Annotated in this window: 20 protein-coding genes; 8 read left to right on the top strand and 12 right to left on the bottom strand. The window is 61.0% G+C overall.

Annotated features, from left to right (window positions below; translation table 11 throughout):
* Positions 1-171: 171 nt before the first annotated feature.
* Positions 172-1,002: an undecaprenyl-diphosphate phosphatase gene (locus PspCFBP13509_RS29295; RefSeq protein WP_027607910.1), complete on the top strand. Its 831-nt coding sequence runs from the start codon at positions 172-174 to the stop codon at positions 1,000-1,002.
* A complete protein-coding gene (locus tag PspCFBP13509_RS29290) occupies positions 999-1,382 on the top strand; it encodes a DUF1294 domain-containing protein (RefSeq protein WP_065927760.1) in 384 nt (127 codons plus the stop codon). Before PspCFBP13509_RS29295 ends, PspCFBP13509_RS29290 begins: the two co-directional genes overlap by 4 nt.
* Here PspCFBP13509_RS29290 and PspCFBP13509_RS29285 read toward each other — a convergent pair.
* The gene (locus tag PspCFBP13509_RS29285) at positions 1,365-1,727 is read right to left on the bottom strand and encodes an MmcQ/YjbR family DNA-binding protein (RefSeq protein ID WP_137213057.1); all 363 of its coding nucleotides are present in this window, start codon (positions 1,725-1,727) and stop codon (positions 1,365-1,367) included. The two genes, PspCFBP13509_RS29290 and PspCFBP13509_RS29285, sit on opposite strands and share 18 nt — an antisense overlap.
* Positions 1,724-2,632 (bottom strand): LysR substrate-binding domain-containing protein, encoded by a 909-nt coding sequence (locus tag PspCFBP13509_RS29280; protein WP_065927759.1) that lies wholly within the window; start codon positions 2,630-2,632, stop codon positions 1,724-1,726. Before PspCFBP13509_RS29280 ends, PspCFBP13509_RS29285 begins: the two co-directional genes overlap by 4 nt.
* 126 nt (positions 2,633-2,758) lie before the next feature.
* Between PspCFBP13509_RS29280 and PspCFBP13509_RS29275 the strand changes: the two genes are divergently transcribed.
* A complete protein-coding gene (locus PspCFBP13509_RS29275; protein WP_065927758.1) occupies positions 2,759-3,370 on the top strand; it encodes an FMN-dependent NADH-azoreductase in 612 nt (203 codons plus the stop codon).
* A 240-nt stretch (positions 3,371-3,610) separates the two neighbouring features.
* On the top strand, positions 3,611-4,648 hold the full coding sequence (locus PspCFBP13509_RS29270; protein ID WP_137213056.1) for an alpha/beta hydrolase family protein: 1,038 nt from the start codon (positions 3,611-3,613) through the stop codon (positions 4,646-4,648).
* On the opposite strand, the gene PspCFBP13509_RS29265 is transcribed toward PspCFBP13509_RS29270, so the two are convergent.
* The 5 genes from PspCFBP13509_RS29265 to PspCFBP13509_RS29240 all read right to left on the bottom strand — a co-directional run bounded on the left by PspCFBP13509_RS29265 (position 4,642) and on the right by PspCFBP13509_RS29240 (position 10,097).
* Positions 4,642-5,814, bottom strand: a complete 1,173-nt coding sequence (locus tag PspCFBP13509_RS29265) for an MFS transporter (protein ID WP_065927756.1) — start codon at positions 5,812-5,814, stop codon at positions 4,642-4,644. The genes PspCFBP13509_RS29270 and PspCFBP13509_RS29265 overlap by 7 nt on opposite strands.
* Positions 5,815-6,027: 213 nt before the next feature.
* Entirely contained in the window at positions 6,028-7,614 is a 1,587-nt protein-coding gene (locus tag PspCFBP13509_RS29260) for an ABC-F family ATPase (protein ID WP_074846575.1), read from the bottom strand.
* Between the two features lie 221 nt (positions 7,615-7,835).
* Positions 7,836-8,162, bottom strand: coding sequence for a DUF2388 domain-containing protein (locus PspCFBP13509_RS29250; protein WP_137213055.1), 327 nt, complete (start codon positions 8,160-8,162; stop codon positions 7,836-7,838).
* A 71-nt stretch (positions 8,163-8,233) separates the two neighbouring features.
* Positions 8,234-8,809 carry a hypothetical protein gene (locus PspCFBP13509_RS29245; protein ID WP_065927754.1) on the bottom strand — a complete coding sequence of 192 codons (576 nt, stop codon included), beginning with the start codon at positions 8,807-8,809 and terminating at the stop codon, positions 8,234-8,236.
* 49 nt (positions 8,810-8,858) lie between these two features.
* Positions 8,859-10,097, bottom strand: a complete 1,239-nt coding sequence (locus PspCFBP13509_RS29240) for an MFS transporter (protein WP_065927753.1) — start codon at positions 10,095-10,097, stop codon at positions 8,859-8,861.
* A gap of 154 nt (positions 10,098-10,251) precedes the next feature.
* Between PspCFBP13509_RS29240 and PspCFBP13509_RS29235 the strand changes: the two genes are divergently transcribed.
* The gene (locus tag PspCFBP13509_RS29235; protein ID WP_065927752.1) at positions 10,252-11,064 is read left to right on the top strand and encodes a class I SAM-dependent methyltransferase; all 813 of its coding nucleotides are present in this window, start codon (positions 10,252-10,254) and stop codon (positions 11,062-11,064) included.
* A 372-nt stretch (positions 11,065-11,436) separates the two neighbouring features.
* Here the strand turns inward: PspCFBP13509_RS29235 and PspCFBP13509_RS29230 are convergent, their stop codons facing one another.
* The gene (locus PspCFBP13509_RS29230; protein WP_065927751.1) at positions 11,437-11,823 is read right to left on the bottom strand and encodes a TIGR03067 domain-containing protein; all 387 of its coding nucleotides are present in this window, start codon (positions 11,821-11,823) and stop codon (positions 11,437-11,439) included.
* Between the two features lie 335 nt (positions 11,824-12,158).
* Between PspCFBP13509_RS29230 and lpxO the strand changes: the two genes are divergently transcribed.
* On the top strand, positions 12,159-13,058 hold the full coding sequence (gene lpxO / locus PspCFBP13509_RS29225; protein WP_137213054.1) for a lipid A hydroxylase LpxO: 900 nt from the start codon (positions 12,159-12,161) through the stop codon (positions 13,056-13,058).
* An 18-nt stretch (positions 13,059-13,076) separates the two neighbouring features.
* Here the strand turns inward: lpxO and ligD are convergent, their stop codons facing one another.
* Together ligD and ku are read right to left on the bottom strand one after the other, a co-directional pair.
* Complete coding sequence (gene ligD / locus PspCFBP13509_RS29220; RefSeq protein ID WP_074846578.1) at positions 13,077-15,554, bottom strand: DNA ligase D; 2,478 nt, start codon at positions 15,552-15,554, stop codon at positions 13,077-13,079.
* A gap of 24 nt (positions 15,555-15,578) precedes the next feature.
* Complete coding sequence (gene ku / locus PspCFBP13509_RS29215; RefSeq protein WP_137213053.1) at positions 15,579-16,418, bottom strand: non-homologous end joining protein Ku; 840 nt, start codon at positions 16,416-16,418, stop codon at positions 15,579-15,581.
* A 184-nt stretch (positions 16,419-16,602) separates the two neighbouring features.
* On the opposite strand from ku, the gene PspCFBP13509_RS29210 reads away from it, so the two are divergent.
* The gene (locus PspCFBP13509_RS29210; protein WP_065927747.1) at positions 16,603-16,917 is read left to right on the top strand and encodes a hypothetical protein; all 315 of its coding nucleotides are present in this window, start codon (positions 16,603-16,605) and stop codon (positions 16,915-16,917) included.
* 12 nt (positions 16,918-16,929) lie between these two features.
* The gene (locus PspCFBP13509_RS29205) at positions 16,930-18,087 is read left to right on the top strand and encodes a PQQ-dependent sugar dehydrogenase (protein ID WP_137213052.1); all 1,158 of its coding nucleotides are present in this window, start codon (positions 16,930-16,932) and stop codon (positions 18,085-18,087) included.
* A gap of 42 nt (positions 18,088-18,129) precedes the next feature.
* Here PspCFBP13509_RS29205 and PspCFBP13509_RS29200 read toward each other — a convergent pair whose 3' ends face one another.
* Together PspCFBP13509_RS29200 and PspCFBP13509_RS29195 are read right to left on the bottom strand one after the other, a co-directional pair.
* Positions 18,130-18,609: a nuclear transport factor 2 family protein gene (locus tag PspCFBP13509_RS29200; protein ID WP_065948682.1), complete on the bottom strand. Its 480-nt coding sequence runs from the start codon at positions 18,607-18,609 to the stop codon at positions 18,130-18,132.
* A 54-nt stretch (positions 18,610-18,663) separates the two neighbouring features.
* The gene (locus tag PspCFBP13509_RS29195; protein WP_065927744.1) at positions 18,664-19,227 is read right to left on the bottom strand and encodes a TetR/AcrR family transcriptional regulator; all 564 of its coding nucleotides are present in this window, start codon (positions 19,225-19,227) and stop codon (positions 18,664-18,666) included.
* Positions 19,228-19,299 lie beyond the last annotated feature (72 nt).

The raw sequence follows: 19,299 nt of genomic DNA, 5'->3' as shown, positions 1-19,299 counted from the left end.
TCTGATAGGCTTTCGGCCTGAAATCGCAAAACCTGAGTACTGCCTGATTTTTCACAGAATTTTTGCAGGCCGGCATTGACCATGGTCAACACCGGGCACTTGAGTGCGCTCGTCAGTGAACCATTAAAAGATTGATAAGGCATGCCACAGCGCATGACCTTTGGGGGAAGCATGGATTTTTGGACCGCCATTCAGGCATTGATTCTTGGCGTCGTGGAGGGGCTTACCGAGTTCCTGCCGATCTCCAGCACCGGACACCAGATTATTGTCGCCGATTTGCTCGACTTCGGCGGCGAACGCGCCATGGCGTTCAACATCATCATCCAGCTGGGTGCGATCCTCGCGGTGGTCTGGGAATTCCGGCGCAAGATCCTCGATGTAGTCACCGGCTTGCCCACCCAGCGCAACGCCCAGCGCTTCACGGTCAACCTGCTGATCGCGTTCCTGCCGGCCGTGGTGCTGGGGGTGATCTTTGCCGACCTGATCCACCATTACCTGTTCAACCCGATCACCGTGGCCGCCGCGTTGGTGATCGGCGGCATCGTCATGCTGTGGGCCGAGCGCCGCGAGCATGAAGTGCACGCCGAAAGCGTCGATGACATCACCTGGAAAGACGCGCTCAAGGTCGGTTTTGCCCAGTGCCTGGCGATGATCCCGGGTACGTCGCGCTCCGGCTCGACTATCATCGGCGGCCTGCTGTTCGGCCTGTCGCGCAAGACCGCCACCGAGTTTTCATTCTTCCTGGCCATGCCGACCATGGTCGGTGCGGCGGTGTACTCGGGCTACAAATACCGCGACCTGTTCCAGCCGGCGGACCTGCCGGTGTTCGCCATCGGCTTCGTCACCTCGTTCATCTTCGCGATGATCGCGGTCAAGGGCCTGCTCAAGTTCATCGCCAGCCATAGCTACGCGGCGTTCGCCTGGTACCGCATTGCGTTCGGCCTGCTGATCCTGGCGACCTGGCAATTCGGCTGGATCGACTGGGCAGCGGCCAAGGCATGATGATTCAGCATCCGCGCCTGAAAGCGGCGATCTTTGTGCTGCTGTGCGCGGCGCCGCTGGTGGGGGCAGTATTGGTGTGGCAACGCGGCGAAACCGTGATTCCGCTGGTGGCCTATGGGGTGGTCAGCGTCATCGCGTTTTTCCTGTATTGGAGCGACAAGCGCAAGGCCCGCACCGACAGCTGGCGCACCCCGGAGAACATCCTCCACGCCGTGGAGCTGGCGGGCGGCTGGCCGGGGGCGCTGATTGCCCAGCAGGTGTTCCGGCACAAGACGCGCAAGGTGTCTTACCAGGTGCTGTTCTGGGTGATCGTGCTGTTGCACCAGGTGTTCTGGCTGGACCAGTTGTTCCTCGGTGGCACGCTACTGTCCGTTCTCTAGCAGCAACCCCACCTGTGTGCGCTTGGGCAGTTTGCTCACCACCAACTGGTGGGAGCGCTGCAACAGGCTACGCAGTTCCTCGGCCTCCAGCGGGTAGGGCGTGTTCATGATGATCCACTGCGCGCGTGCCAGGTACGGCGCCGGGTGGATGCCGGGACAGTCCACATGGCCGAGGAACAAGTCCTTGTCGACCTTGAACGCCAGCGAGTCGCCGCGCAGATTCTGCAGGGCGAACATCTTGTTGCCGGCGATCGAGAACACCCGCACGCCGCCCCATTTGTAGTCTTCCCGCGCGCCGGGCAGGCTCAGGCAGAACGTCGCGACCTGTGCTTCGGTCATTTTCATAGCAGGCGGTCTCCGCAGCTTTTGAAGCCTTCTTCCAGGTAATCGATCCAGGCGCGAATCGCCGGCAGCACGCCGCGGCGATGCGGGTAGACGGCCTGCAGCCAGCCGCCCGGCAATGACCACTCCGGCAGCAACTGTACGAGCCGGCCGCTGGCCAGTTCTTCTTCGCAGTACATCAGCGGCAGCACGGTAAAGCCCAGGCCCATGATGGCGCTGGCCTTGCGTACGTTGAAGTCATCGACGCCCAGGCGCGCTTCCATCACCAGGTCGTGGGGGTTGCCTTCAGGATCGAGGATGCGTTGGTGCACCATGCGGTCTGCTTCCAGCGCGCCGAGTATCGGCAGTTGCTTGAGGTCGTCGAGGGTGTTGATGTGCCGACCGTGCAAAAAGTTCGGGCTGGCGACCAGGGCCGTCTGGGCGGGGCGCAGGCGCTTGGTGACCAGCAGCGGGTCTTCATCGCCCAGTTCGCGCACGCGCAGCGCCACATCGATGCCTTCGGCTACCAGGTCGACACGGCGGTTGACCAGGGTCATCTCCAGCTGCACCTGGGGGTGGGCAGCCAGAAAACCCGCAACCACATCCGGCATTATGTTTTGCGCCAGCCCCACCGGGCACGTCACCCTCAGCCGCCCGCGCGGTTCACTGGACATGCTGGCGACGGCCTCGTCGGCCATCTCTGCTTCCAGCAGCATCGCCTGGCAATGGCGCAGGTAGCGCTCGCCGACGGCGGTCAGGGTCAGTTGCCGCGTGGTGCGTTGCAGCAGGCGCGCGCCGAGGCGCTCTTCCAGCTCGGCAATGCGCCGCGACAGCCGCGACTTGGGAATGCCCAACAGCCGCCCGGCCGCCGCAAAGCCACCGGCTTCGACGACTTTGGCAAAATAGTAGAGGTCGTTGAGGTCTTGCATGGTCAGCCTATTGTCCTGTCAGTGGGACAAACTATCGCATTTCAGGCGTCTTATCGACTATTGGTTTCATGCGTAGCATCCACTCCATCTGATCGCCACTGTCGATCCCACACTCGGAGATCCACCATGAAACTGTTGCACATCGATTCCAGCATCCTCGGCGACAACTCGGCTTCCCGTCAGCTCAGCACTGGCGTGGTCAAGGCCTGGCAGGCGGCCGAGCCGGGTGTGGAAGTGACTTACCGTGACCTCGCCAGCGAAGGCATCAACCACTTCTCCGGCGCGACCCTGGGCGCCCTGGGCACCGCCGCCGAACTGCGTGACGCCGCACAACAGCACGAGGCCGACCTGAGTGCCAACAGCCTGGCCGAATTCCTCGCCGCCGACGCCGTGGTGATCGGTGCGCCGATGTACAACTTCACCATTCCAACCCAGTTGAAAGCCTGGATCGACCGCATCGCCGTTGCCGGACAGACCTTCCGTTACACCGAAGCCGGCCCTGAAGGCCTGTGCGGTAACAAGAAAGTCATCATTGTGTCCACCTCCGGCGGCCTGCATGTCGGCCAGGCAACCGGTGTGGCCCACGAGGAATACCTCAAAGTGATGCTGGGCTTCCTCGGCATTACCGACATCGAATTCGTCCGCGCCCATGGCCTGGCCTATGGCGATGAGTTCCGCAGCAAGGCCTTGAGCGACGCCAACGTGCTCATCAACGAACAATTGTTCGCTGCTGCGTAAGGCTTGTGTAAATTTCGCCTCTGCTCGGTTTCAATCCGAAGCCGGGCGCCTAAACTCTGTATTCTTGTCGCCTGAAACGACCGGAATACGGAGTTTTTTCGTTTACCCGCTGTCATTACGTTGGCCCAGGTTATGCACGCATGGGTTTATCACCTGATGCGAGTGCCTTGAACCATGGACTTTTCATATAGACATGCCGCGGGTGTTGAACGTGGTCACGCAGCAAAGGTGGACATCCTCATGATGCGTCTTTGTGCCGTTATGGTTCTTTCCCTGCTGGGCGGCCTGATTTCAGTGCACGCCGCGCCCGCGCCGCACCCCCATTGGAGTGTGGGCTTCCATCGCATGACCTTTCTCGACCCGCTGGACCTGCAGCCGATGAAAGCCGTGGCCTTCTACCCGTCCACCGACGATGAACACAGCACGCAACTGGGTCCCTATCACGTCGCCGCCAGCGAAGACTCCAAGATCGCCATTGGCCGCTTTCCGATGCTGATGCTGTCCCATGGCAACACCGGTACGCCGCTGGCCCTGCATGACCTGGCCACTTCCCTGGCGCGCAAAGGCTTTGTGGTGGTCGCGGTGTTGCATCCCGGCGATAACTACAAGGACCACAGCCGCCTGGGCACGGTGAGTAACCTGTACGGCCGGCCGATCCAGATTTCCGAAGCAATCACCGCGACCCTGGGCGACCCGATGCTGTCGCCGTTCGTCAACGTCGATCAGGTGGGCGTTATCGGCTATTCGGCCGGTGGCGAAACCGCGTTGATCCTGGCGGGGGCCAAGCCGGACTTCGACCGCCTGCGTCGCTATTGCCAGGAACGCCCCGAAGATCGTGATGCCTGCACCACCAAGGGCGAACTGGTGGTGGACCGTGACGACCTGCAACCGCAATCCGACCCGCGCATTCATGCCTTGATGTTGATGGCGCCGTTGAGCCTGATGTTCGGCCGCCACACCCTGGCCGATGTGCATGTGCCGGTGCTGCTCTACAGCGGCGACGGCGACAAGCTGGTGGCGGTCGACAAGAACGCCGCCGCCCTGGCACGCAAACTGCCGGAGCCACCGGACTTCAAGCTGCTGGCGGGGGCAGGGCACTTCGTGTTCATGGCGCCGTGTGACAGCGACCAACTGGCCGCGATGCCGGCGATCTGCACCGATGCCGATGGCGTCGACCGCGAAGGCATCCACCGCGACCTGATCTCCGAGGCCGGGCGTTTTTTCACCCACATCCTCGGCCAGGCTACTCGCGCCGGTTTGCAGACCGCCGATCAGTAGGCGCGGCGCTTGAGCAGCAAGGTCACGCCCAGCGCCGTGACCGATAACAGCGCTGCGCAGAAGAAAATCCAGCTGTAACCCAGGTTCAACGCCACGGCGCCCATCAACGGCCCGGCAATCGCCAGGGCCAGGTCGAAAAACACCGCATAGGCACTCAGGCCCGCACCGCGGCTGCTGTTGGGCACCTGCTTGATGGCCTCCACGCCCAGCGCCGGGTACACCAGCGACAAGCCAAAGCCGGTCAGCCCTGCACCGATCAAGGCTACGCCGGTGGAGGGTGCCAGCCACAGCAGCGTCAGGCCCAGGGTCTCGATGATCATGCAGGCAATCGCCGCCCTGAAGCCGCCAAACCGGCTGATCGCGGAGATGAACAGCAGCCGCGAGAGGATAAAACACACGCCAAACACCGTGAGGCAGTACGCCGCGCCGGCCCAGCCGCGATTGAGGTAATACAGGGTGATAAAGGTGGTCAGGGTGCCGTAGCCGATGGACGCCAGGCACAGGCTGGCACCAAAGGGTGCAATGCGCCCGAACACCGCCCAGAACGGCAGGCGCTCGCCGCGTACCACCGGCACCGAGGGTTTATTGCGGATCAGCACCAGGCCCAGCGCCGCCAATACCGACAGCGCGATACCCAGGCTGGTGTAGCCATATTCGGCGACCATCACCACTCCGAGCGGCGCGCCGATGGCGATGGCGCCGTAGGAGGCAATGCCATTCCACGAAATCGACCGCGCCGTGTGCTCCGCCCCGACCTGGCCCATGCACCAACTGATGGTGCCCACGCCGATCAGGCCTTGGGCCACGCCCAGCAACAGCCGGCCGAGTATCAGAATCCCCAGGCTCAGGCTGGGCAGGCTGTCCACCAGGGTGGCGAAGAACGTCAACACACCGCTGACCAGGATGCCCGCCAGCCCCAGCACAATCGCGCGCTTGGTGCCGACGTTGTCGGACATGCGCCCGGCCATGGGACGGCTGAGCAGAGTTGCCAGGTACTGCGAGCCGATGGTAATCCCGGCCACCACCGCGCTGAAGCCCAGTTGCTCATGGACATAGCCCGGGATTACCGCAATCGGCAGGCCGATGCAGATAAAGGCGATGAAGGTGTAGAAGACGATGGAGACGATCTGCAGGGTGATCGACAGGGAGGAGGAGGCGTTGGACATGGGCACTCGTTCGCGGGCGGGCGGTGAACGCATCATGGCAAGGGCTTGGGGGAAAAGGAAGCAGGCTAACTACTTTGGCTGAGAAACCGGCTTACTGTGGCGAGCGGGCTTTTGTGGTGAGCGGGCTTGTTGTGGTGAGCGGGGCAAGCCCGCTCACCACAACAAGCTCCCTCGCCACAACAAGCATGCTCCCAGGGTTTCAGGTCGCTACTGTTAGAACACCACGCCTTGGCTGCGCAGGTAATCGTCGTAAGTGCCGCTGAAGTCGATCACGCCGTTGGCGCTCAACTCGATGATGCGGGTGGCCAGGGACGATACGAACTCACGGTCGTGGCTGACGAAGATCAGCGTGCCTGGGTAGTTCTCGAGCGCCAGGTTCAGCGCCTCGATGGATTCCATGTCCAAGTGGTTGGTCGGTTCGTCCATGATCAGCACGTTCGGCTTTTGCAGGATCAGCTTGCCGAACAGCATGCGGCCTTGCTCACCACCGGAGATCACCTTGACCGACTTGAGGATCTCGTCGTTGGAGAACAGCATGCGCCCCAGGGTGCCACGGATCACTTGCTCGCCTTGAGTCCACTGGCCCATCCAGTCGAACAGGCTCATGTCGTTTTCGAAGTCGCTGGCGTGGTCCTGGGCGTAGTAGCCCAGCTCCGCGGCGTCGGTCCACTTGATGCTGCCGGCATCCGGGGTCAGTTCGTTGACCAGGGTGCGCAGCAGGGTGGTCTTGCCGATACCGTTCGGGCCGATGATCGCCACGCGCTCGCCGGCTTCAACCTGGAAGCTGAAGTCCTTGAACAGCGGCTTGCCGTCGAAACCTTTGGCCATGCGCTCGACGATGACCGCCTGGCGGTGCAGCTTTTTGGTTTGTTCGAAACGGATGAACGGGCTCACGCGGCTCGAAGGCTTGACCTCGGCCAGCTGGATCTTGTCGATCGCCTTGGCACGGGAGGTCGCCTGCTTGGCTTTCGAGGCGTTGGCCGAGAAGCGGCTGACGAAGGACTGCAGCTCGGAGATCTGCGCTTTCTTCTTGGCGTTGTCCGACAGCAGTTGCTCGCGGGACTGGGTCGCCACGGTCATGTACTCGTCGTAGTTGCCCGGGAACAGGCGCAGCTCGCCGTAGTCCAGGTCAGCCATGTGGGTGCACACGCTGTTCAGGAAGTGACGGTCGTGAGAGATGATGATCATCAGGCTGGAGCGCTGGGTCAGGATGTTTTCCAGCCAGCGGATGGTGTTGATGTCCAAGTGGTTGGTCGGTTCGTCGAGCAACAGCACTTCCGGGTCCGAGAACAGCGCCTGGGCCAGCAACACACGCAGTTTCCAGCCGGGGGACACTTCGCTCATCGGGCCGAAATGCTGTTCCAGGGGAATACCCAGGCCCAGCAGCAGTTCACCGGCACGGGATTCGGCGGTGTAGCCGTCCATCTCGGCGAATTCGGTTTCCAGCTCGGCCACGGCCATGCCGTCGTCTTCGCTCATTTCCGGCAGCGAGTAGATACGGTCGCGCTCGGCCTTGACCTTCCACAGCTCCTCGTGCCCCATGATCACGGTGTCGAGCACGGTGAATTCTTCGTAGGCGAACTGGTCCTGGCGCAGCTTGCCCAGGCGCACATTCGGCTCCAGCATGACCTGTCCGCCGGACGGATCGAGGTCGCCGCCGAGGATTTTCATGAAGGTCGACTTGCCGCAACCGTTGGCACCGATCAGACCATACCGGTTGCCGGCGCCGAACTTGACCGAGACGTTCTCAAAGAGCGGCTTGGCGCCGAACTGCATGGTGATGTTAGCTGTGGAGATCAATTACTTTACCTATCAATGGGTTGCGAGCGTGGCGGCAGGAGCCTTCAGGCATGCATCAACAGCGACATCAAGGCGCGAAACCCGGTCGCTGAGCAAAAAATGGGGGATGTGTGTTGGAATTTGGCGCGCATTGTCGCATATGTCAGGCGACAGTTGTATGGCGGCCGACGACGGATGTTCAGCGCTTTGAATGTGGCAAGCCATTCTCGACGAAGCCGCGCTCAGTAAGTTGTTGCGATTGCCTGCGCGAGCTGCATGTCGGTCATGGGGCGCGTGTGAGGGGCCGAGCGGTAGTGTAGAGATGCCTGCTCAAACTGAGCGCCGCGAATTTCGCCCTCGGAGCCAATGAATACAAGGGCATCATCCTTCGCTTTTTTCATTATTGAGGGCGAGTAGACCGTAAATGCCGTGGTCCCTCCGAGGACAATGGTCGGGAACAGGGTGGTGGCGCTCAGCGCTCTCTCGACCGGGTTCTCCACATACCATGCCATAGCGTTGGTGCTGATCGATGCCATGAGGGCGATTGCCAGCGTCTTCCAGGAATTCATTCTTCGATGCTTCCATTGCGGTCGAAGGACGCACGATAACAGAGTCGGCTGAGCGCCAGAAACCCGGCCCGTCAGCAATTAAACACAGGCGCATAACGCTCTTCGCGTTTCTTGAAGTGAATCGGGGCCATAGGGACTTTTTCACCGTTGACGAATATGTCCGGGAAGGTAAGCGTGAAATCATCCATGTCGCCTTGGCCCAACGCTGTCCCTTTGAACCCGCTGTGGAATGTTTTCCTGGGGTCGAAACCGGTTTTGAGTTGTTCAATGGTGACAGGATAGCTTTGCCCATTCGCCAGGGTGACCGTGACAACGGGCGACGCTGCACTGACCCAAAGCGTCGGGTCGGCCTGTTTGACGGCTGCTGTGTTATTGGATGGGTAGAGCCGTCCGAACAGGCGCAGTTCAGCAGCGGTTGAGCGCTGGTTACCCGGCCAGCTGGATGTGCCGGGTGGCGCAACATAGACCAGCACATGAACCCAGTTGAGTTCTTCTGCCAGTGGGGCATAGCTCATCGCCGCTTTCGGGCCGGGGCAGGTGCGCGAAAGCAGGGCGTTGCTGCCCACCGTCGACTCCGGATGCAGATAGGGCCCCGTGCTGCATCCTGCGAGCAGAAGCAGTAGCGGATACAGGAAGTATTTCTTCATAGGGGCAACTCCATTTGCTGTTTGGGTTCGGCGCACAGTGTCGCTTATATCAGGCCGCAGATGCGTGAGGCGCGAAGAAGGGTTTGGCCAGCGTCTCCGGCATCGCCAGCCATAACAGCGCCAACGCGACGCCCGCCACCCCGGCCAGGGTGAGGAAGGCCGCATTGTAGCCGGCCTGCTGCACCACAAAACCGGCCAGGCTGCTGCTCAAGGCCGCGCCCAGCCCAAATACGGTGGACAGCGCCCCCAGGCTGACGTTGAAACGCCCGGTGCCCTGGGTCAGGTCCTTGACGATCACCGGGAACAGCGCACCGAAGATCCCCGCGCCGATACCGTCGAGCATCTGCACGGCCACCAGCCAGTAGGGATCGCTGGACAGGGTATAGAGCACGCCACGCAGCGGCAGGATCATGAAGCCGAACAGCAACAGCGGCTTGCGCCCCCACACGTCGGCCTTGCTGCCCACCAGCCAGGCCATCGGCACCATCACCAATTGTGCGGCGACAATACAGGCCGAGGTCAGCGGCGTGGCCATCTGCAGGTTGATCTGCGAGAGCTTCTGGCTGACCAGTGGCAGCATCGCCGCATTGGCCAGGTGGAAGAGGGCGCAGCAGACGGCAAACAGCAATAACGGCCGGTTGGCCAGCAAGACCGCAATGCCGGACGGCTGCTCATGGTCGCTGTGGTGGGCAGGGTCGAAGCCCCGGGCCACCTCATGGTCGATCGCCTTGGCGGAGACGCAACTGACCGCGACGACGCTGGCCACTGCCATAAAGGCCATCAGGTAGAACACCACCACGGGTCCGAACAGGTACGCCAGGCCACCGGCCAACAGCGCCGCCACAGCGTTGCCGGCATGGTTGAAGGTTTCGTTGCGCCCGGTGCGCCGGGTGAACGCACGTGGCCCGGTAATGCCCAGGGAAATCGCGGAGATCGCCGGGGCGAACACCGAGGCGGCGATGGCACTGGCCGCCTGGGTCAAGGCAACCAGGCTGAATGAACTGACGAAGGGCAGCAGCAGGCAACTGCCGGTCACCAGCAGGGCGGCAACGGCAATCACAGCGCGTTTGCTGCGTGTGCGGTCGATCAGGGCACCCGCCGGGCCCTGGGTGATCAGCGCCGCGATACCTGCCAGGGTCATGACTACGCCGATACTGGCCGGATCCCACTTGTGCACCGCCAGCAAGTAGATGGCCAGGTACGGGCCGAGGCCGTCGCGCACATCCGCCAGGAAAAAATTCAGGCTGTCCAGGGACAGGGTATTACGCAGGTCGGCGTGTTTGGCCACGATCAGGACTTCGCAGGGGGCGTTCAAAGGCTGAACACTCATTGCGCTAGTGACCTGCGCGCAGTTCATTTAGTTTCGCCTGCTGCTGGGGTTTTAATCTGCGGGCTTGTGGCTTATTTTCTTTGCCTCGCCGTATGACTTATCTGGAGACGCAATGGACATGCCCTCAGCTCAACAGGCGATTGCCTGCAACAAGGACGCCTGGGATCAATCCGCCGACCTGCATAAAACCACCGAGACCTGGAGCGCCCTGCTTAACGGGGTCCGCGACCCTGGGTTTTCGTGCCTCGACCCCACCCTTACCGGGCTGTTGCAAGACATCGGCGTTGCCGGCAAAGAGGTAGTGCAGGTGTGCTGCAATAACGGTCGCGAAAGCCTGTCGCTGTTTGGCCTGGGCGCGTGCTCGGTGGTCGGTGTGGATCAATCCCGGGCGTTCCTGCAGCAGGCCCGTGAGCTTGCCGACGTTTCGCCCCACAACCCGGAATTCATCGAAAGCGATATCCACCAGTTGCCATCCCGCTTGCACGAGCGCTTCGACATTGCCTTGGTGACCATCGGCGTGCTGGGCTGGATGCCGGATGTGGCGCTGTTCATGCGCCATGTTGCGAGGACCTTGAAACCCGGTGGCACGCTGGTGATGTATGAAACCCACCCGTTTCTGGAAATGTTCGACCCGCGCGCGCCAGACCCACTGTTGCCGGCCAGTTCGTACTTCCAGCGTGAGCCTTTTGTGCTGCAGGAGTCGATTGTCTATGAGGGGCAGGGCGAAGTGGCGGGGCCGACCTCCTATTGGTATGTGCACACCCTGGGGGATGTGGTGAGCGCGGCGATTGCTGCGCAATTGCAGATCGACCATCTGCAGGAATATGCCCACTCCAATCGCGAAGAACTTTACGACCAGTACGAGCACCAGCCTGCCCAGTTGCCCCTGTGCTTCACGCTGGCCGCCACCAGGCGTCCCGCCTGAGCCGATTCGCACCAGGCAAAAAAAAACCGCGCACTGGCGGGCCAAGGGATTTACTGGAGTAGGTAGGCTTCACCTATAGGCATAGGTATCTACACAACTCTTAAAGGCTGACACATAACTCTGTGGTGAGCGGGCTTGCCCCGCGCTGGGTTGCGAAGCGGCCCCAATAAGGTCACCGAAGAGTGCCAGAATCAATCGAGGTGAAGGTTTTGGGGCTGCTTCGCAACCCAGCGCGGGGCAAGCCCGCTCACCACAGAAGCCTAATTGCCATAGATTCCGTATTCACTGGAAGTTGTGTAGATACCCATGCCTATAGGGCTGAAAGTGAAGGCTTTGTGAAAATGCTGTCGCGCGTTCGGATGGCGCACAGCATCAAGCGCGGCGCACGAAAGTGCGCATGGTTTGGCCTGGGCCGGTACTGAACACGATGGGCCTGGGCATACCTTCATCCGCAGCAATGAACACAAATGAATCCCCCTCAAGGCGATAACTGGCGGGCAGGTGCTTACCGGCGTCATCGCCCAGGGCGTCCACCCAGGTAATGCTTTTGGGAACCGTGCTGCTGTCGAGGAAAAACCGGCCCGCCAACAACACCTCGCCACTGACGGTCTTCACTTCGAAACGGTCGCCGCTGATGGTGGTTAAAGCACCCGGAGCGCTGTGGGCATCGATGGGATTGAGTACGCCACTGTCTTCGAGTGAGGTTTGCTCCCAGGCGCCTTGAAGGGCTTGACTATCCGGATCTGAAAGGGCTGACATACAAATTCCTTTTTGCTGAGGGGGTAATTGCCGGACGTTGCCGGCGGTGCAGCCTTTTACCATCTTTCGCCGTTCGATGATCGGTGGTTGCCGTGCCCCAAGGCCTGCCCGTCAAGGCGTCTGCCTGGCACATTCACTAGACAGGTTTTCACAATTCTTGATTAACTTTTGGTTACAAACTGTGGCTAAATAACTGCCACGGACCACGTATCGGGACATTACTCAGCCGGTCGTGCCAATTGTGTGAATTGTGATTTCAGACGCTGCTATCCATCCTCAGCCGTTGTGGGCGCGCAGGAGCAGCCTGTTTTCTTCTGACATGTGAACGAAATTCCTTGAAACTCATCATTGTTGTTCTCTACGTTGCCTCCATTGCGTATGTACACCTGCGTGGTCGGGTGCGGCATAAGCTGGGCCGCCAACTCAGTGATCATTCGACCTTCCTGGCCCCGATCAACTGCTTGCTGTACCTGTGCTCCAGGCTACCCGGCCGCCCCTACCTGTCACCCAGTGACTTTCCTGACTTGAGCCCCCTTGAGGCGCATTGGAAGGAGATTCGCGAGGAGGGCCTGAACCTCATGCACATGGGTGAAATCAAGCGCTCGGACCAGTACAACGATGTAGGTTTCAACTCGTTCTTCAAGTCTGGCTGGAAGCGCTTTTACCTGAAATGGTACGGCGAAAGCCATCCTTCGGCGGTGAAACTATGCCCGCGTACCACCGAGCTGTTACAGGGCATCGGCTCGATCAAGGCGGCAATGTTCGCCGAGTTGCCACCGGGTTCCAAGCTGGTGCGCCACCGTGACCCCTACGCCGGTTCGTACCGTTATCACTTGGGCTTGGTGACCCCGAATGATCCGGGCTGCTATATCAATGTGGACGGCGAGAACTATTACTGGCGTGACGGTGAGGCAGTGATGTTTGACGAGACTTACATCCACTACGCCGAAAACACCACGCAGCAGAACCGCATCATCCTGTTTTGCGATATCGAGCGGCCGATGAAATATCGCTGGGCTGCCACGTTCAACCGTTGGTTCAGTCGTAACGTCATGGCCGCTGCAGGCTCGCCCAACGATGCAGGCGACAAGACCGGCGGGCTCAATCGCGCGTTTAACCGGCTGTACAAGATTCGCTTGCGTGGTAAAGAGCTGAAAAAACGCAACCGCACACGTTACTACCTGGAAAAATGGGCGATCTTCGCGGCACTGGCACTCATCTTCATACTGATTTGAAGTCGACCCGGGCGTTAGTCACTCCGGTGGCTTTGCGCCCAACTTTTCCCACATTTTTTTATTGATCTTCTGCCGATTGGCGTAGCCGGCCCAAGGATCAACCTTCAGCCCGTGCAAGCGTTGGTGCAGGTTGGCCACCGTCCATTGCTGAGCGCCGCGCAAGCCCTTCAATTCCTCGCGACTGACCGGCACCGACACCGGCAGCCCAGGGCGTGCGCGCACCGAATAAGCCGCCACGGTGCTCGCGCCTCGTGCATTGCGCAGGTAATCGATAAAGATCTTGCCTACACGGTTTTTCGGCCCGGAGGTGGCGGTGAAGCGCTCGGGCAGTTGCTCGGTCATGAAATGGGCAATGGCCTTGGCAAAGGCCTTTACGCTGTCCCAGCCATCCCGCCGCGCCAACGGTATGACCAGGTGCAAGCCTTTGCCGCCGCTGGTCTTGACGAAGGCTTCCAACCCCAGCTCGTCGAGTACCGACAAGGTGAGCTGAGCGGCTTCCAGCATGGTTTTCCAGGGCAGCGCCGGGTCCGGGTCAAGGTCCAGCACAAACAGGTCCGGGGTTTCGATCTTGTCCGAGGTGGCGCCCCAGGTATGCAGTTCGAGGGTGCCCATTTGCACGGCCCCAATCAGCGCTTTCGTCGTGTCGATCTCCATCAGGCGCGCATGGCCTGGATCCAGTGCCGGGTCCAGTTGCTTGATGTTCGGAATCGCCAGGCGCTCCGCGTGCTTCTGGAAGAACTGCTCGCCCTCGATGCCTTCCGGAGCCCTGAGCAGGGACACGGGGCGATGGCGCAGGAAGGGCAGGATCCATTCGCTGATGCCTTCGTAGAACTGCGCCAATTGCTGTTTTTGTGTGCCGCTTTGCGGGTCGATGACGCGCTCGGGGTGAGTGATGTTCACGCCGCTGCTGGGCTTCTGGCTTTTCAGCGCTTTGAGGGATTTTGCCGTGCGCGGCTGTTCATGGATGATCTGCCCTGCGGGCTTGTCGGTGCGCAACCCCACGAAGACCGCCTGGCGCACCACGCCTTCGCGGGTCCACTCGGCAAATTGCACTTCGCCGACCAGGCGCGGTTCCACCCAGTGCACACCCCGTGCCTGGGCGGCGGTGAGGGGTTTTTCCAGAGGCGATGCCTTGCGCTCCAGAGGGGTGAGTTGGGCGTAGATGTTTTTCAATGAGGCCTGGTCGAACCCGGTGCCCACCCGCCCGGCGTAGACCAGCCCGCCATCGTCATTGACTGCCAGCAGCAGCGCGCCGAAACCACTGCGCGAACCCTGGGGGCGGGTGTAGCCGACAATCACGAACTCCTGGCGCAGGCGGCATTTGAGCTTGATCCAATCGGTATTTCGAGTGGAGACGTAGGGGCTGCCCTTGCGCTTGCCGATCACGCCTTCCAAGGCCAGGTCGCAGGCGCTTTCGAAAATATCCTGCTGGTTGGCGGCAAACGCTTCGGAGAAGCGCAGCAGTTTGCTGCGGCTGCCGGACAAGGCGTCTTTGAGCGCGGCGCGACGCTCCTCCAGCGGCGCCTGGCGCTGATCGCTGCCGTTTAAAAACGGCGCGTCGAACAGGTAGTAGACAATGTCCAGGCTGCGGCCGATATCAAAGGCATTTTGCAGCGCCTGAAAGTCCGGCAGGCCATCACCATTGAGGCTGACCACCTCGCCATCGAGCCAGCTGTCCTTGAGCTTGAGGGCGTGCAAGGCCTTGGCCTGGCGTGGCAGGCGTTCGGTCCAGTCGTGGCCGTTACGCGTGAACAGGCGAACCTCGCCGTCGCGTATGCGGGCGAGCATGCGGTAACCGTCGAACTTGATTTCGTAGTGCCAATCGCCCTCGGGCGCGCGGTCAACCAGGGTTGCCAATTGCGGCGCGAATTGATCGGGTAAGGCGGCTGTGGCTTTCTGTGTTTTTGCGCGTGGTTTGGGCTTGGTTTTGCCCACGGATGCGCCGCTGAGCACGCTTTTGGGTTGGGCCTGGACAATGTCGTAGTCGGCGGCGGGGCGTGCCTGTTGGTCTTTTTCCTTGATCAGCAGCCACTGCTCCTTGTCGCCGCTGCCCTTGAGGCGCGTACGCACCAGCGCCCAGTCACCCGAGAGCTTCTCACCGACCAGGGTGAATTTGAGTTTGCCGGCGGCATAGGCCTTGTGCGGGTCGTCGTGGGGCTTCCACACACCGCGGTCCCACACGATCACGTCGCCGGCGCCGTATTGGCCGGCCGGGATACTGCCCTCGAATCCGCCATAGCTGATGGGATGATCTTCAACATGGACAGCCAAGCGTTTCTGGCTCGGGTCCAGACTCGGGCCTTTGGGCACCGCCCAACTAAGCAGCACGCCGTCCAGTTCCAGGCGGAAGTCATAATGCAGGTTGCGCGCATCGTGCTTCTGGATCACGAAGCTCAGTGCCGATGCCTTGCGTTTACGGCCCGGTGAGCTGCCTGATGGCTCGGCGGTGACCTCGAAATCGCGTTTACGGTTGTATTCGCTCAGGGGCTTTGCCATGGGGTTCTCCTGTAGATGGCAGGCTCAAGAGGCCTTTTTGCCGGCTTTTTTTGCCGCCGGTTTTTTCGTCGTCGGTTTGCCGGCCAGGCTGCGCTTGAGCAGCTCGGTCAAATCGATCACATCGGCGGACTTGCGCTCGTCGCTGCCTTCCTGGGATTCGACGTCTTCGATCTTGCCGGCCTTGGCCTTCTTCGCCACCAGCGCCATGATTTTTTCCTGAAAACTGTCGCGATAGTCCTCGGGCTGCCATTCTGCACTCATGTCTTGCACCAGACGCTTGGCCATGTCCAGCTCGCCCTTGGCCAGGCTCGGTTTGGTCACGTCGTTGGGGAGTTCCAGTTCATCCAGGCCGCGCACCTCGGCGGGCCAGCGCAGCATCACCAGCACCAGCGCCGACTCCAGGGGCATCACTGCCGCCAGGTGCTGCTTGGTATGCAGCACCACGTTGGCCAGGGCGACCTTGCGGGTTTTGTTCAGGGTTTCGCGCAGCAGCGCGTAGACCTTGCCACCGCGTTTGTCCGGGGCCAGGAAGTAGGGGGTGTCGATGTTCGGCAGCGGGATCTGGTCACTGTCGACGAAGGCGATGATCTCGATGGTCTGGGTCGATTTAGGGTGGGCCGAGCGAATTTCCTCTTCACTGAGCACCACATAGCGACCCTTCTCAAACGCCACGCCCTTGACGATATTCTCCTTGGAGACCTCCTTGCCCGTGGCCTTGTTGATGCGTTTGTAGCCCACCGGGTCCATGCTGCGCTTGTCCAGCCAGTCGAAATCCACGCCCTGGGCGGACGTGGCCGAGACCAGCGATACCGGAATATGAACCAGGCCGAAACTGATGGCGCCTTTCCAGATTGCCCGTGGCATACGTGCGATTCCTTAACAAGAAGCTGTGTTCTGGTGACTCGAAGGCTGCGTGAAAAGTTTCGCCGGGCAGATGCGCGGACAGATCTCGTTACACCTGATCAGAAACTATTTAGTTACGAAAGCCGAACCCAGGGCGTAGCGTGGTATCGAAAGCACGTACTCCTCGCCCCAGAGAGGCTTTGTCATGAACAGCTGTGTGCGTCATCTCGCGGTGCTGGTGTTGGGCCTGGCACTTGGGCCAGTTGCCCTCGCGCAAAACCTGCCCGGCAGAAGCGATTCCAATACCGGCCCGATCCACCGGGCCAATCCCAACAGCATGCAGGGCACCCAGCCCAATACGCCGGCGGTGCGTGGTATTCAGACCGTGCCGACGCCGCGCGCACCGACCCTGGAAAACGGTGGTATCGGCAATCGCTACCCGCAACGCGATGCGGCCCCCAGCCGCCCAGCCACCGACTCCAAAGCCCCCACCTATGATGCCAACGGCAATCGCCGGTAAGGACGCTGTCTTATGTTTATACGCAAAACCCTGCTCGCCACCCTGTTCGCCACCACCCTGCTTGCGCAGACGGCCGTTTATGCCGCCGATGGGCAGCAGTTCCCCAGTGAACAAGGCAGCATCACCGCGACCCCGATCGCCAAAGGCCTCGATCACCCGTGGGCCGTGGCGTTTCTACCCGACCAGCAAGGGTTCCTGGTGACCGAGCGTCCGGGGCGCCTGCGCCTTGTCAGTCCGGACGGCAAGCTGTCTGCGCCGTTGACCGGCGTGCCTGAGGTGTGGGCCAAGGGGCAGGGCGGTTTGCTCGATGTGGTGCTGTCGCCGGACTTCAAGCAGGATCGCATGGTCTACCTGACGTACGCCGAAGGCGGTGGCAAGGGTGGTACGGCCGGCACAGCAGTGGGGCGCGGGCGCCTGGCAAAGGACATGAGTGGCTTGACCGATTTCAACGTGATCCTGCGCCAAGAGCCGAAACTCTCCACCGGCAACCACTTCGGCTCGCGCCTGGCCTTCGACCGCGATGGCTACCTGTTCGTGACCCTGGGGGAAAACAACGACCGCCCGACCGCCCAGGACCTGGACAAGCTGCAGGGCAAAGTCGTACGGATCTACCCGGATGGCCGCGTGCCCGATGACAACCCGTTTGTCGGTCAAGCCGGGGTACGTTCCGAGATCTGGTCCTACGGCCAGCGCAATCCGCAAGGGCTGGCGCTGAACCCATGGAGTGGCACGCTCTGGGAAAACGAACACGGGCCGCGCGGCGGTGATGAAATCAACATTATCGAGCGCGGCAAGAACTACGGCTGGCCGCTGGCGACTCACGGCATCAACTATTCGCTGACACCGATTCCCGAGGCCAAGGGCAAGACCGCAGAAGGCACCGTAGCGCCCCACCATGTGTGGGAGAAATCACCGGCCATCAGTGGCATGGCCTTCTACGACGCCGACCGGTTCAAGGCGTGGCAGCACAACGTGTTCATCGGTGCGCTGGCCAGCCAGGAACTGATTCGTCTGCAGTTCGATGGCGACAAGGTTATCCATGAGGAGCGCTTGCTGGGCGGCTTGAAGGCACGCATTCGCGATGTGCGGCAGGGGCCGGATGGCTTTCTGTATGTGCTGACGGATGAGGACGATGGCGTGCTGTATCGGGTGGGCCTCAATCAGGATTGAGCAATGAGCCGCAAGCTTGAAGTTTCAAGCTTGCGGCTTCAGTCAAAGCCCGAGTTCGGACAACCCCGGATGATCATCCGGGCGCCGTCCCAGCGGCCAGTGGAACTTGCGTTCGCTCTCCTTGATCGGCAGGTCGTTGATGCACGCGAAACGATTGGCCATCAGGCCGTTCTCGTCGAATTCCCAGTTCTCATTGCCATAGGAGCGGAACCAGTTACCCGAGTCGTCGTGCCATTCGTAGGCATAGCGCACGGCGATGCGGTTGTCGGTAAAGGCCCATAGCTCCTTGATCAGCCGATAATCCAGCTCCCTGGCCCATTTGCGCGTGAGAAAACCCTTGGCCTCTTCGCGGTCATGGGCGAATTCGGCACGGTTACGCCATTGCGTGTCCAGGGTGTAAGCCAGCGACACCCGGTGCGGGTCGCGGGAATTCCAACCGTCTTCGGCCAGGCGCACTTTTTCAATCGCCGATTCACGGGTAAACGGCGGCAAGGGCGGACGTGTTTCTGCGGTAGATGACATCAGGCGGCTCCTTAAAACCATACAGCGTTATCGAAAGTTGCCAGGCGGGTGCGTTCACAGTCCCAATAACGTTCGCGCCATGCATTGCGCATTATCGGCAGCTGTTGAATCACCCATGACCAGGGCAACGGTAATGGCGCCATCGATCAGGATCAGCAGTTGCGCGGCCTGCCGTTCGGGGTCGGGGGTACCATGTGCTTGGCACAGTTCGAATGCGTACTCGAACAGTTTCTGTTTATGGGCCTTGGCCAGCAGGCGGACCGGGTCGTGCGGGTCGCCGGTTTCGCCACTGGTGTTGATAAAGGCGCAACCGCGAAAATCCGCCGAGCCGAACCAGGCCTTGAGCGCGTCGAACAGCGCCAGCAAGCGTGCGCCGCTGCCATCGACGCGCTCCACTTCGCCGCGCAGCCAGTGCATCCAGCGCTCGTCACGGCGCTGCAGGGCCGCGATCACCAGCTCATCTTTATTGGCGAAGTAACGGTAAATGCTTTTTCTCGAGACGCCGGCGGTTTTCACCAGGAAGTCCATGCCGGTGGCGGCGATGCCGTGGCGATAGATCAACTTCTCGGTGACGTCGAGGATAATGTCGCGTGTTTCGTTATGAGTCATATCGTTCATGGCTTGAAAAGTAGAACGATCGTTCTTCTTGGTCAACAAGAATTTTACTCTCTGCCACTGCGAGACCTGAGC

The sequence above is a fragment of the Pseudomonas sp. CFBP13509 genome, from assembly GCF_005233485.1.
In the GTDB taxonomy this organism is placed as follows: Bacteria; Pseudomonadota; Gammaproteobacteria; order Pseudomonadales; family Pseudomonadaceae; genus Aquipseudomonas; species Aquipseudomonas marginalis.
Note: the sequence above shows the minus strand (reverse complement) of the source record. Positions and strands in the feature narration are given on the sequence as shown.